The sequence below is a fragment of the Bacillus sp. FSL K6-0923 genome (genome assembly GCF_038630825.1).
GTDB lineage: Bacteria > Bacillota > Bacilli > Bacillales > Bacillaceae > Bacillus > Bacillus pumilus.
Genome location: NZ_CP152044.1, coordinates 980,975 through 994,917, shown reverse-complemented (window position 1 = coordinate 994,917; position 13,943 = coordinate 980,975). Strand labels below are relative to the sequence as shown.

Annotated in this window: 11 protein-coding genes; 2 read left to right on the top strand and 9 right to left on the bottom strand. The window is 41.8% G+C overall.

What is annotated here, in order from left to right:
* Positions 1 to 49: 49 nt before the first annotated feature.
* The 4 genes from MHI16_RS04950 to MHI16_RS04935 all read right to left on the bottom strand — a co-directional run bounded on the left by MHI16_RS04950 (position 50) and on the right by MHI16_RS04935 (position 3,473).
* Positions 50 to 466: a VOC family protein gene (locus MHI16_RS04950; protein ID WP_058014445.1), complete on the bottom strand. Its 417-nt coding sequence runs from the start codon at positions 464 to 466 to the stop codon at positions 50 to 52.
* A 127-nt stretch (positions 467 to 593) separates the two neighbouring features.
* The gene (locus MHI16_RS04945; RefSeq protein ID WP_012009394.1) at positions 594 to 2,132 is read right to left on the bottom strand and encodes a bifunctional GNAT family N-acetyltransferase/carbon-nitrogen hydrolase family protein; all 1,539 of its coding nucleotides are present in this window, start codon (positions 2,130 to 2,132) and stop codon (positions 594 to 596) included.
* A 15-nt stretch (positions 2,133 to 2,147) separates the two neighbouring features.
* A complete protein-coding gene (locus MHI16_RS04940; protein ID WP_012009393.1) occupies positions 2,148 to 2,813 on the bottom strand; it encodes an HAD family hydrolase in 666 nt (221 codons plus the stop codon).
* Positions 2,814 to 3,122: 309 nt separating this feature from the next.
* Entirely contained in the window at positions 3,123 to 3,473 is a 351-nt protein-coding gene (locus MHI16_RS04935; RefSeq protein WP_034663751.1) for a DUF5365 family protein, read from the bottom strand.
* A gap of 109 nt (positions 3,474 to 3,582) precedes the next feature.
* Here MHI16_RS04935 and MHI16_RS04930 point away from each other — a divergent pair, with 109 nt between their 5' ends.
* Positions 3,583 to 4,491, top strand: a complete 909-nt coding sequence (locus MHI16_RS04930) for an RluA family pseudouridine synthase (protein ID WP_342498125.1) — start codon at positions 3,583 to 3,585, stop codon at positions 4,489 to 4,491.
* 36 nt (positions 4,492 to 4,527) lie between these two features.
* Here the strand turns inward: MHI16_RS04930 and MHI16_RS04925 are convergent, their stop codons facing one another.
* The 3 genes from MHI16_RS04925 to MHI16_RS04915 form a co-directional block, all read right to left on the bottom strand.
* Positions 4,528 to 5,094 carry a class D sortase gene (locus MHI16_RS04925; protein ID WP_342498124.1) on the bottom strand — a complete coding sequence of 189 codons (567 nt, stop codon included), beginning with the start codon at positions 5,092 to 5,094 and terminating at the stop codon, positions 4,528 to 4,530.
* 46 nt (positions 5,095 to 5,140) lie between these two features.
* Positions 5,141 to 8,044 (bottom strand): 5'-nucleotidase C-terminal domain-containing protein, encoded by a 2,904-nt coding sequence (locus MHI16_RS04920; RefSeq protein ID WP_342498123.1) that lies wholly within the window; start codon positions 8,042 to 8,044, stop codon positions 5,141 to 5,143.
* A gap of 86 nt (positions 8,045 to 8,130) precedes the next feature.
* A complete protein-coding gene (locus MHI16_RS04915) occupies positions 8,131 to 11,511 on the bottom strand; it encodes a CheR family methyltransferase (RefSeq protein ID WP_144462493.1) in 3,381 nt (1,126 codons plus the stop codon).
* A 143-nt stretch (positions 11,512 to 11,654) separates the two neighbouring features.
* On the opposite strand from MHI16_RS04915, the gene MHI16_RS04910 reads away from it, so the two are divergent.
* Positions 11,655 to 12,299 (top strand): spore coat protein, encoded by a 645-nt coding sequence (locus MHI16_RS04910; protein ID WP_058014453.1) that lies wholly within the window; start codon positions 11,655 to 11,657, stop codon positions 12,297 to 12,299.
* A gap of 29 nt (positions 12,300 to 12,328) precedes the next feature.
* Here MHI16_RS04910 and MHI16_RS04905 read toward each other — a convergent pair whose 3' ends face one another.
* Positions 12,329 to 13,204, bottom strand: coding sequence for a hypothetical protein (locus MHI16_RS04905; RefSeq protein ID WP_339165779.1), 876 nt, complete (start codon positions 13,202 to 13,204; stop codon positions 12,329 to 12,331).
* Between the two features lie 156 nt (positions 13,205 to 13,360).
* A complete protein-coding gene (locus MHI16_RS04900) occupies positions 13,361 to 13,867 on the bottom strand; it encodes a YhcN/YlaJ family sporulation lipoprotein (RefSeq protein WP_058014454.1) in 507 nt (168 codons plus the stop codon).
* Positions 13,868 to 13,943: the final 76 nt, after the last annotated feature.

Sequence of the window (13,943 nt, the reverse complement as noted above, 5' to 3'; positions counted from 1 at the left end):
TCTGCTCCTCATTATCATACCACTGATAAACAATAAAAAAGAAGCACCCTTATGAAAGGCCGCTTCTTTCCTCATCCATATAAAACACTTCCCACAAATGACCATCTAGATCCTGAAAGCTCCATCCATACATGAACTCATGATCCTGCTTCTCCTTAAACGGTGAACCGCCTGCCGCCATTGCCTGCTCGACAAGCTCATCGACCTCTTCCCGTGAATGAACGCGCATAGAGATAATCACCTCTGATGCTTTTTTTGCATCCACTAATTGTTTCTCTGAAATAGATTGAAAATGCCTAAGAGATAACAGCATGACGGTGATCGTGTCATCAATGACCAAACAGGCCGCCTGATCATTCGTGAACTGCTGCTCAAATTCAAAACCCAGCCGCTCAAAGAAAGCGATAGATTCCTTCACGTGATTTACCGGCAAATTGATATACAAATGTTTAGATTGTCGCCCCATGTTCCTCTCCTTCTTGAACACATAATCTCCTTTAAGTATATTCAGCTTTTTCTCCAGCATCCCTTTGTCACTTGAAAAAATCTGATGTCATCAAAAAGAAGCGCCTCAACGATAGGCGCTTCCTTCATTATTTCTTATATTCAATATGGTACACATCTCTTCTTCGGTCTTTCAGTTGACGTACAGTCCCATCTTGTCTTTGTCTTCTTAGAATTTCTAAATCGACATCACCTACGACGACCATCTCAATGTTTGGATTACACTCTCCTACAATCCCATCTCTTGCAAATTCAAAGTCTGATGGGGCAAATATAGCCGATTGTGCATATTGAACATCCATATTTTCGGTTTGCGGAAGGTTGCCAACTGTTCCAGAGATAACGGTATAAATCTGGTTTTCAACTGCTCTCGCCTGTGCACAGTAACGTACTCTTAAATAGCCTTGGCGGTCTTCTGTACAGAACGGAGTGAAAATAATTTTCGCTCCTTTGTCCGCTGCGATCCGTGCAAGCTCAGGAAATTCTATATCGTAGCAAATTTGGATCGCAATTTTGCCGCAATCCGTATCAAATACCCGGACTTGGTCACCTGCTGAAATCCCCCACCATTTTCTTTCATTTGGCGTGATGTGAAGCTTATATTGTTTTTCAATCGTTCCATCACGTCTAAATAAATAGGCAATATTGTAGATTTTCCCTTCCTCTTCTACAAAGTGGGAACCACCGATGATATTAATGTTATATTTCACAGAAAGGTCTGTGAACAAATTGATGTAGTCCTCTGTATATTCCGTGATCCGCTGCACGGCAAGACTTGGTGACCGCTCTTCTAAATAAGACATGAGCTGCGTCGTGAAAATTTCTGGGAATACGGCAAAGTCAGCTGATGCATCTGATGCGACATCCACATAATACTCGACCTGGTTCATAAATTCTTCAAAGGAATGAATTTGTTTCATTGCATATTGAATTACACAAATTCGAACAGGGAACGCCGATTTATAATATCTTTTCGATTGCGGGCGATAATCGACATTGTTCCATTCCATTAACGTCGCATATGTGCTGGATGCTTTATCATCTGGTAAGTAATTCGGATTGATCCGCATGAGACTAAATTCATTTAACAGCTGAAAAGATAAAACAGGATCATAAATTTGGTGAAGCATGACCTGCTCGACATACTGGCGAGGCGTCATTTCCTCTTGGTATTTATGATAGTTCGGAATGCGCCCGCCAATGATGATGCTTTTTAAATTTAATCTTCTTGCTAAGTCTTTTCTTGCTTCATACAAACGATGTCCAATTTTCATTCGTCGGTATTCAGGACTCACCATGACTTCGATTCCGTACATATTCATTCCATCAGGATTATGGTTTGTGATGTACCCATCATCTGTAATGTCCTGCCACGTGTGGCGATCATCGTATTCATCAAAGTTAATTAATAAACTTGAACAAGAGCCAATAATTTCCCCCTCGAATTCAGCACAAAACTGCCCTTCTGGGAAATGCTCAAGATGGCTTTCAAGATGCTCTCGTTTCCAAGGATCCATGCCAGGAAAGCATACCTCTTGCAAGGCAATGATTCGATCAATATCCTCTTCCCGGATATTACGGATCACCATTCTTTTTTCAAATCGCGTTAAGTCTAGTTTTTCTGCCATGATGTATTTGCCCCCTTACTGATCCTCTTTTTCAAGCTGATGGAATAGCTGGAGCAATTCGATTTCAGCCATGGATTCTAATCTGACATCATATTCTTCAAATTGCAGCGTGCTCGTCACTTTGTTTGGGACGATGACACATTTCATGCCTGCGCGTTTGGCAGCTACTGATCCATTTACAGAATCCTCAAATGCCACGCAATCTTTTGGCTCTACCCCTAAGCAGCGTGCGGTTTGCAAATAGAGCTCTGGATTTGGTTTCACTTCTTCCACATCATCTGATGTACGGATACATTCAAAGTAGTCGAAAAGACCAATCTGCTTCAGGTGATCAGACACCCATTTATAGTCTGAGCTGGAAGCAAGTCCAATCTTAATCCCCAGCTCCTTTGCTGCTTCTAAATAAGCTTCTACGCCAGGTCTTGCTGATTCGTCCTTCATTCTTTGTTGAAAACGAGAACGCCGATCTGCTGTGAGTGTCTCATGATCCAGCGTTTTCCCTAGCTGCTTTTCCAAATATTCAAATGGTTTAAAGCCTGCCTGCGTGCCAATGACCTTGCCCCATACAGAAAGAGGCAGATCTGACTCGTGCTCCGCAAACATTTCTTGTAAAACCTCATATTCATGAGTTTCTGTATCTAAAATTAATCCGTCAAAATCAAATATAATCGCCTTTACCAACGAGGCCACTCCTTTTTTTACAAAAGTCTTAAACATATACTCCATGCTATCATATCGTGAATAAAATTGACTTTCAAAGATGAATGTCTGCTAAAATGATTATGTATAAAAGGAGCCTGCACCATTTTGTCAGGCTCCTACCCGTGTTCGGTTTATTCTGCAAGAGATCCAAGCGCTCCGATTCGTGGAGAAATAGGCAATGTTGAAAAAGAGCGGGTTTGGTATTACAGATCTTAAAGGTTTCTCCGTTCCCTTAAAAATAGTATGTGCGAGGGCCTTGTAAGTTAACAAGGAAGTTCACACCATCTTTTACGCATTTTGAAGGTGACGACTGGCAAAATCGTCTAGATCAAACGGAAAAGAAAAGCCGCAGGCATTGACCTGCTCACGGTTTCGCTCGAATAACTCACGATCACGTTTGGTGATATGACGTTTCGGTTTTACAATAATGGTATGTAATAGCTGAAGTCCCGATAAAATACGAAAAGCATCATCCATCGTCCCGTTATATACGCCATCAATAAAGGTAAGGGAGCGATCTTTTTGACGCATATCCCGCTGCTGTCCATTGACAGCATGAGAAAGAAGATCTTCAACATCCTTTGATATTTCTTCAATTGCCTGCTCTTGCAGGTCTGTAGCAGCTTTCATTAATCTCACGTGACATCTACCTCTCTGTCGTTATTTCTCCATTCAGAATAGCACAGAAAAAAAGGCGTTCGCCAAGGTAAGTGTTTCCTATATATACCCATAGAGAGGAACGGATATCATGATCATAAAAGGACACACGCTCTCACTCAAAGTAGACGAGCAGTATCATCACACATCACTCAGTCATTTTTTAAAGACGGCCGTATCTGCATCAAAACCAATTGTTCATTTTTGGATGGAGCATCAAAAAGTCCGTTTAAATCAAAAGCCTGCCCATCACGCGGTTAAAGTCAGTCAAGGCGACCAGATCATCATTGATTTATTTGAAACAGAAGAAAGTGATGTGACACCGGAATACGGTGAATTAGAGGTACTCTTCGAAGACGAGCATTTATTAATTGTGCAAAAACCTGCCGGACGACCCACTCATCCGAATGAACAAGGACAAACAGGCACACTGGCAAATCTTGTGGCGTTCCATTTTCAAGCAAATGGAGAAGAAAAGCGGGTAAGACATATCCACAGACTTGATCAAGATACGAGCGGCACCGTCATATTTGCAAAGCATAGATTAGCCCATGCGGCTCTTGATCAAATGCTTTCTAAAAAAACAATCAAACGTACATACATCGCCATCGCAGAGGGACTTTTCAAAAAGAAGAAAGGCACCATCGATGCAGCGATCGGCCGTGACAAACACCATGCAGTCAAACGAAGAATCTCCCCTACAGGGCAAAAAGCTGTGACTCATTTTCAGGTCATGGACATAAATAAACGTTTGCAACTAACAGCGGTTAAACTTCAACTAGAGACGGGTAGAACGCATCAAATTCGTGTTCACCTGAGCAGTATCGGGCATCCACTATCTGGGGATACATTATATGACGGAGTTCGTGAATACATCACCAGGTGTGCTCTTCACGCCAAGCAAGTAGACATGAAACATCCTTTTACAGGTGAGCATCTGATCATAGAAGCACCTCTACCACCTGATATGGACCAGCTCATGAGTCAAATCATCCATTAACAAAAGAGCCTGCTTTCATACGCAGGCTCTTTTTCTTTATTCAGACACTCTTTTTGCATAAATAATATACCGCTCTGGCGCATTGCCAACGAAATGAAAAGGATAGCATGTGGTTAATATCAGCTCTTCCTTTTCATTCTGCAATGTAATGATGGATGTATCATGCTGATCGACAATTTTTGTATGTGTGATTTCATATATAAATTCACCATACGGCACAGTGATTTTCAGTTGATCTCTAATATCCAACTCGCCTGTCCGGCGAAACACCGTGTCACGATGGCCAGAAAGGACGATTTGTCCATTTTGATCCGGATAATAACTGTCTTTGTAGTGTCCTACTCCCTTTGCAAGGTCATCCGCATCCGTCCCTTCGACAATGGGAAGGTCTGCTTTTAATTTTGGAATCGTCAGGATGCCAGAGGCTTTCCCCATTTCAGGAGCAAACTGCTTCTTGGACATCCCCTGATCGTCCGCCACGACCTTCTTCGCTTCGTCTAATGATTGGGCTGTTTGAAGATGAGTCGATGCGATTTGCCAAATTCCCCAGCCGAGAAGTACAATCCCAGCTGTCATCACAGTCAGTGCAAGCCACTTTTTCATGCTTAAACTCCTTTGCTTGTTCCATTTCTCTTAGATGATACGCTCTTTAGCTTGCTGCTTTTTCTTCTTGTTTTGCTTTTTGAATTCGTCCCTCTTTTTGATACACAATGGAAGCTCCCTCAAAGCTTTTCACAAAATCGACAGTCGCTTCTAAGTCTTCTGGGCCTGTTTCAGGGTTTTGCCCCAGCCTGCCTATCGGTGCATATTTACTGCCAGTTGCAGTTGCCATGAAGTTATTCACAGTGAGTGTATACGTTTGATCAAGAGCTACAGCTGAACCGTCTGGCAGCTTCAAGTCGACTACTTTATATGTTACCGGATCATAGGAATATGAAAAGCCTGAAATGCTATAATCTGGTCCAAATTGTGGAGAAATTTGTGCTTCTATGATCTCTACTAAGTCTTTTCCCTTGATCTCTAGTTTGACTAAAACGTTGCCAAATGGCTGAATATTAAAGAGATCTCCCCACGTTATCGGCCCTTTTTCAAGGTTTTGCCTAATGCCGCCTCCATTCATCATGGCAAAGTCACTTTTCATTGAATATCTCATACCATCCGCAATCAAATTACCAAGCGGCGTGTCTCCATCATTTGAATAGCCGCCTTCCATTTTGACCCCGGCTTCTCCAACAACCTCACTAATTATCGGCTCCACTTCTTTCCCGTAATGTGCCAAGATGTCTGCTGCTTCCTTGTCCTTTTCTATACCTGCTTGATCTATATACTGGATTTTCGCACTCTTTTTGACGATATCCTTCGTTTTACGGTCAAGTGTCACATTGACTTCGCCAATCGCCTTTCCATATTCAAAGGCTTGCACAATTAATTTTCCATTGACCTCTCCATTGACCACTTCGTGATTATGCCCTGCAAAGATGACGTCAATTTCATCATCACCTTCTTTGGCAAGCTTTGCACTCTCTCCAGTGATTGTATCTCCATTTTGAGAGGCTGTCATATGAGCTAAAACCGCTATGGCTTTAATTCCTTTTTGTTTTAATTCCTTCGTGGCTTCATTCACGGCTTTGACTTCATCTGTAAACTGAATGTCTTTAATCCCTTCTGGCATGACCATTCCTGCGGCTGACTTGGTCACAACGCCGATAAATGCGACTGGGATTCCATCGACATCGATGATTTCATAAGCTGGTAAAAGCGGTTTGCCAGTATCCTTGTATTCACAGTTCGCACAAACGAGCGGAAAGTTCTGTCCGTCATACCCCTTTGTGCCTTTAGGATGATCTCCGCCATTTAAGATACGCAATAGCTCGTCTACCCCTTCATCGAATTCATGGTTGCCGACCGTGCCCACATCAAATCCAATGTTCTCCATGAGTTCAACGGTTGGTTCATCTTGTAGAAGAGAAGATATTGGAGAGCTCCCGCCAATCATATCTCCGGCATGGACCGTAATCGTATTTTTGTGCGCTGCTTGTTTTTGCTTCATATAGGCCGCGACATAATCCATTCGTCCATACATGCCTTTATTGCCATCACCTTTTAGATCCAGCTCGTATTCTTGATCAATTTTACCGTGTAAATCATTCATACTTAAAATCGTTAATGGTACGTCGTCCGCATCCTTTACAGGCTGATAACCAGCCTGTTCTGCTTCTTCTTTGGAAGCAAAAAAGATCCGTTTGTCCACATCGATTTCTTTCCATTTGTCAGGAGACACGTAGGTTTTGACAGATGAGTCACCAACATAGCGTGTCAGTCCTTTTTTCTGTTCACGTGCTCTAAATTCAAACGGCTGTTCCAGCAGAGGGTCCGCTTCGTTCCATATGCCCAGTCCTTTTTCCTTTGCTTCCTTTACTGCTTTTTGATACGTATGATAGTCCTTTTCATCTCCTACTGGCCAGATGAAATAAGTAGGAGCATATCCTTTTTTCACAAGCTCTAGATTTGTATTTAACCCTTTTTTGGTTTTCACTTGAGCTAAAAGACGTCCATAGTTATCCTTTGCTTCAGGACCAATCTTTAATGTGACCTGGTCACCGCTCAAAAGCAGTGTTTTTAAATAGTCAGTTGCTTGCTGTCCAAAACGCAATTGGTTTTTGTCTAATTCGCTTTTTGGCTGATGATACGTTTCAGGCGTGTCCATATTCACAAAGCGCACCTTTGTTGTACCTAAAACGGCCTTCTTTAGATGAATCGTATCTCCATCCACCACACGGTCAACCGTTGCTTTGTATTCTTTCTTCATCTTTGGCGGCTTTGGCTGGCGTTTCAGCAGGTTGATATCATCCTTATGTCTTGGAAGCACCTGCAGCGTATCATACCTGCTTAACACCCCTGTAAACTCGTACCATTTCCCTGTCTTTACTTTATCAATCGCATTCGTATCGACCATCACTCTCAGAGTGGTGCTGTGATATTTTTTATCAATGATCACCACATTGTATCCACCGCCAGCCGGCTGCGCTGGTTTTGCCTCTACATAGCCTTTGAGCTTTACAAGTCTTCCTTCATGTTTACCGGCTTGTTCCGTTTCTAGCTGCTTCACAGATACTCGCTTCGCCTTTGGCAAGGTTTGGTTCACAGCATCTATCTTCAGACTGCCTTGATCTGGCACAATTTCAATCAGTCCTTTATAAGACGTGATTTTACCAGTCACTGTCACCTTCATCCCTGCTTTTAGTTCCGAGAAGTGATTGGGCTGCGCTGAATAAACATTGATTCCAGCTGATTTGTCTTGAATGTATGTGGACAGTTTCCCATTGCCAACAGCTGATTGATCTGCTGTCACAATTCCGCTCACCGTCACAGTCTCTCCTATGAGCTGACGGGCTTTTTTGATCTGCACAATCTTTTTTTGTTTCCACACCATTTCTTTCTTTTCAGATGCATTGACCTCGCTCCCTGCGGACATGCCAGGCAATAAGGATTGCAAACTAAAGATCACCAAAACCAAACAACAAATCATTCGAATAGATAGCATTCGTCTCATTAGACCTCTCCCCTTTGCGCTTCATCTCTCATAGTGTACAAAGTAAATATTGATGTTGAATGGATTTCATGTAAAACTTGTCTTTTTTAACTCATCGGAAAGGTAATAATCACTCGTGTCCCCTCAAAGCTTTTGCTTTCAAAACGAATGGTGCCGCCATGGCTTTCGATGATTTTAATGGTCATCATTAAACCAAGGCCTGTCCCCTTTTCTTTTGTTGTATAAAATGGTTCACCGAGTTTCCCTATTTCGTCCTCTGGTATTCCCTTTCCTTGGTCTTCAAAGATCAGCATCATTTGCTGATCTTTCATGAGAGAGGCCACCTTGATGACGCCTGTCACACCATCCATCGCTTCTATTCCATTTTTAAGGATGTTTAGGAAGACTTGTTTTAGTTCATTCGGAATGCCTTGAATGTTAGGGAGCGACGGAGACAGCTTTTTCTGAATGGACACGCCTTTTAAGACCGCCTGAGATTCAACGACCATGATCACTTCTTCGAGCAGAAGATTGACATGTACTGGTTCAAATTTCACCGATTTGCTTCTAGAAAGAACGAGGAATTCATTAATAATCGACTCGAGCCGATTAAACTCTGACATCATCACATCTGCATAATCTTTCTGATACTTCTTACTTTGAATCATCAGCTGTAAAAATCCTTTTAATGAGGTCAGCGGGTTCCGTATCTCATGAGCGATGCCTGCTGCAAGCTGCCCTACTGCTGACAGCATCTCTGATTTCATCAGCATCTTCTCTGACTGCTTTTGATTGGTGATATCCTCTGAAATCCGCATGACGGTTGACTGCATTTTGTCAGGGTCATCAATTCGATGTAAAGAGACTCTCTCCCATCGTTCACGTCCAGATAAATCTTGAAAGTACAGCTCACCTGTCCAACTGCCCTCTCTTAAACAAACCTTCCATTGCTTCTCTAAATCATCACATTGACATAGTGAATGATAGACAGAAAAAATATCTTTGCCGATCAGGTCATATTCATGTTGCTGGACAAACTGACAGAAACGCTGGTTCACGCATTGGATGACTCCTTCCTCAGTTGCCACAACAATATGAATATGGCTGTTATCAAGTGCCGTTACCGCTAGATGAAGCGACTGCTTGATTTTCGTTACTTCAGTCATTTTAATCCAAGTCATCACCGCGCCTTCATGTTCTTCATCGTAGATGGGTGTGATGTGAACAGTGAATTGCTCGCCTTCGTTCGTTTCAATTTCACGTTCGATCGCGCGCCTATTCGATATGACGGATTGGATATCATGATAGAGCGTTTCCTGCGTAAGCTTTTTAGCCATCGACTGAAAGGATTGCTGATGTCTGATTTTCGCAGAAGTAAATAAAGAGGCAGCTGTAGGAGTGTAATAGTGTATATTCATGTCCCTGTCCACAAACAGCGTTGCCAGCTCCGGCTTGACAGAGGGTCTGTACAGTTCTTCTCTCGTCACCCTTAAATTGTTTATGATATTTATATAATGCTCGTGTTTTTTCTCAAACTCCTCTAATTGCGTGTGTTTTGCTTTTAATTGAGCCCTTGCCTCCTGCTCCTTTTGTTTGACTTCATTGAGTTCATTTTCCAAATCGACAATACGCTGTTGATAGACTGAATTCTGATCTGACATCCCTATGTCCCTGCCGTTCTTTTGATTTTTCCCTCTCTCATTCATTCGAATGAGAATGACGTAAACTCCCTTAAAACGGCGGTCAAAACTTTTCACGGTAAAATCTGCATACTGCTTTCTGCCTTTTTCCGAAATGAGAACATGTTGAAACACAACCTCTGTCTCGTCTGTCCACACCTTTTGAAAGGTTTGACTGAGCATCTCTTTCATATAATCAGGTGTCACATATTCACATGATTGATCTGACACTTCTGTATGATCTAAAAAAGAATACGCACCCTTTGATACTGCCAGGATTTTGTCACTATCGTTGATGACCATACATGCATCATAATCCTTGCTTACTTCTTGCATATATTGTTCGGCTCGCGCTTTCAACTCGATATCACGAGCGTCTGGTGTCCAAGGGACATGTGGTTTTGAAACGTTTGAATGAGTGTAAATGTTCCATTTTTCATTGAACAAATGAAACAAACGAGGGATATTGGGTACAGTTTCATTTGGCCCTAATATCAACATCCCTTGGTCTTTTAAAGCATATTGGAATCGGGACAATACTCGTTTTTGCACTTCAGGCTGGAAGTACATCAGAACATTTCGGCAACTGATAAAATCGAGGTGGATAAAAGGTGAATCGATCAATAAATTGTGAGGTGCAAAGACAATATGTTTTCTAAGCGACTGCTTCACAATAAAAGCGTCACCTTTCCTTTCGAAATATCGCGCCCGCCATTTTTCCGGCATCCTTGCCATAGACTCTACTGAGTAAAGACCTTTACTAGCTGTTTGAATGGCTTTCCGGTTGATATCTGTTGCAAATACTTGAAGTTCAATGGTCACTTGTCTTCGCTTCATTTCTTCTAAAAATAAGATCGTAAAAGAATAGGCTTCCTCTCCTGTCGAACATCCAGCAATCCAAATACGGCATCGAGATTTCCCGTTTTTCACCGCATTTTCAATGATCGACGGAATGATCTGATGTTCACATACATGAAAAGCCTCCATATCTCTAAAAAAAGATGTCATACCGCTTAGAAGCTGTACGTGCAGAAGGTCAAGCTCATCTGGTTCTCTTTCTAATAAGTTGTCGTATTCTGATAATAATGAAATCCGTTTTTTTGCAACCTTCATTCGTTTTTGAATGACAGATAGCAGCCTTTTCCTTTCATAGGTTGAAAAGGCAATGCCTTTATACATTTCAAGTCGTTCAATAATTCTCAGTAAAACAGGATCTGCCTCATCGATGTGCGGAACATTCATGATATTGGAGATATATGCCGCAAGGGTGGTAGGATCCTTGAATGTTTGTTGATACAAGGTGTCAAAACCACTTTCTTCCTCACTGCACGATAAAGCTGTACCGCCCTGCTCAACCAACTGAAGCAAGCCACTTCCCACGCAATGACCTTTTTGAAAGAAAATCGCATAAGCCTCCTCCTTTTGAACGCTGGCAAGAGACTGAAAAAGCAAGTCCACAGAGCAAGCCATGCACGCCGGCAGCTGGTCTGATAGGTGCAGCCTCTGATCTTCTGTTAACGTCACCACCGCATGCTGTGGACAAAAATAAATCGTCTTCTTCATGACTTTCTCACCATGTTTAATCGTTTTTGCCCGGTAGCCAATCGGTAAAACAAGTGCTTCCAAATCAGTTATACAATCGCCTGTCACATGATTTTGCACAACAATAAAAGAGGCATTTAATTCATGTGGAAATGATTGAAAAAAAGCCTCAAGATGATGCTGTTCAAACGGCGAAACACCGATGCCAATCACTGGTGTCTGCACATGTTCGTCTTCTATCAAACGATTAATGATTTTGTCCTGCATCTGGTACCCCCATGTTCATTCGTCTGATACTTTTTTTCGACAAAAAGGAAGAAAACCCTCTAATTGTAAATAATGTTTTTGCATGAAAGAAGGAAAACATCCTCACATTAAAACAGAATGTATAAACAATAGGAGGAATCTCTATGCAAAACGATCAGCAGACAAACGTTCAAGGAAATGTCCAGCAGCCCCAATTCAATCATGGCGGGCATGAGTTATTTGATTTACATGAAGTATTAGCAGGGACCATTAATATTTTGGATCAATACATGATCTTTCGCCAATTCATCCAAGATCCCGCATTATCCGACATTTTAGATCGACAATATCAATTTGTATTGTCACAGTATAATGTCACAGTAGATTGTTTTTCTACTGGTCAAAAGCCTAGTGAAGAAACATCTACGTATATGATGAAAGAACAAACACAGGTGACATACGGAATAAAGCCATCTCAGCCTAAGAAGCCAAATCAATCGTTACAGGATGTAAAAGACACGGGAATTACAGGGCATATGCTAGGTCTCGTGAAATCACATGCTGGATTACTTTCAATGACTGCACTAGAGGTAACAAACCCTGTGGTGCGACGTGTGCTTGCAGCGCAAATTCCGAACTTTATTGAAATGGCGTATGAAATTTTCTTATATCAAAATAAACATAGCTATTATCAAGTTCCGCAGCTTACAGCTCAAGATATGCAGGCGATGACGTCTACATTTGCCCCAATGAAGGGCCAAGTTCAAATGCCGCCAAACAAAGCCAATCAGCAAAAACCGCTCCATTAAATAAAAAACGGCCGACCTATATCCTCAGGTCAGCCGTTTTTTATTTGATATATCTTGTTAAACTGATCTTCAAAATCTGCGAGCCGCTGTCCTGTCGCTTGTTCAAAACCTCTATCAAAACGGCCAGTTTTCGCCGTTTCCTCCATAATCTCATGTATGACGTCTCGTCCATAAAGCTGCACGAGCTCATAAATCATATAGTAGCTTTGCACATAAACATCTGTCTCATACGTCATCCGGGAGTCCTGCCAATCTTGATCGGAATGAAGAGATTGAAAGGGAATGACGTCGAACCGTTCAGACGTAGCATTTAACACATCATAGGCCGTCCATTCTGCAGTTCCCTCATGGAACCAAAGGGGAAAGATCACCGGAGACACTTCGTAAGAATGAACTTTTTCATAGAAAACAAAGTGAGCATATTCATGAATCAATAACGTGTTGAAAAAGTATAAAGGGAGTGTCTCTTTCTTCAATAATGCTTCCCGTTTGTCTGGATATAACCCTATCATTTGATCATGATCAGAGTAAAAACCTGTAATATGCTTGATCCCGGCAAATTGCTCGATTGTCTCTTTATCATCAAAATAAATAATGTCTAAAGGTTTGTCAGTTTCAAATTGAAACACTGACGCTGTCCTCTTCTTTGCCTGATCCATGGCCTCGATTGTCAAATCAACAAAAGCGTCCTCTTCCTCTGCATAGTATATTCTAATATGTTCATAGACTTGCTTATTGAGTCCCTCCGTTAGAATTGTTTTAGGAGAAGACTGCTGCTCTAAATATTGTCCTGTCAGCTGAAACGCAACATAAATCAAGTACGCGGTGAAAGCATAAAAAATGAGACCTGCTGCTATCATTCCGCCTACTAGCTTTTTATGAATCAAAGACGACTTGGCTTTCATTTGCTCCCCACCTGAATTCATCCTGCAGCCTCTTTCTCTTTCTATGAAGAAACAAAGATCAACAAGAGGTGATATATTTTTTACTTTATGCAGTCAGGTGCGCAAGGTGCGGTTCCAAACAAAAAAGCCGCATATGACATACGGCTTTTGTCGTAGCTATTTTGATTCAGGGAAGACACGTCTGACCGTATCAGTAAATTCATCGAAAAATCCTGAGATAGGCTCTCCGCTTCTAATACGTTTTCCGTACCCTTCCATGCGGTCGACAAAGTCTGGATTGGCAGATACATACACATTGTCGATTTGTTGATCCGTTGATTTGACTTTATCAGAAATTTTCTTTTTCAAATCTTCTGCCACATTACCGCTTTTATCGCCTTCAAGCATAACGGCAACAAATGCATTCTTTCCTGTAACAAGTACGTTCGCTGTTTTTACTTCAGACATGTTGGCTACAAGCTCTGACGCTTTATCTGCCACTTTGACCTTCTGAGGTGTTTGGACATTTTGCTGATCCTGCCTCATGTTGTCATTCTTATATGTGACATTTTCATACTGTCGTTTCATTGTTCCTCTTCGCTCGTCTCCTTGGTTGTTCATACCACATCCAGTGGTGATCAATGCTGGAACGAGTAGTAAAGATAGCATCCATTTCTTATTCATCAATTATTCCCTCCTTTTGCTCTTAGGTTTTTCATTCAGCCGGCTTTTTATGCATCCATCCTCTCTTTCAGCGAAA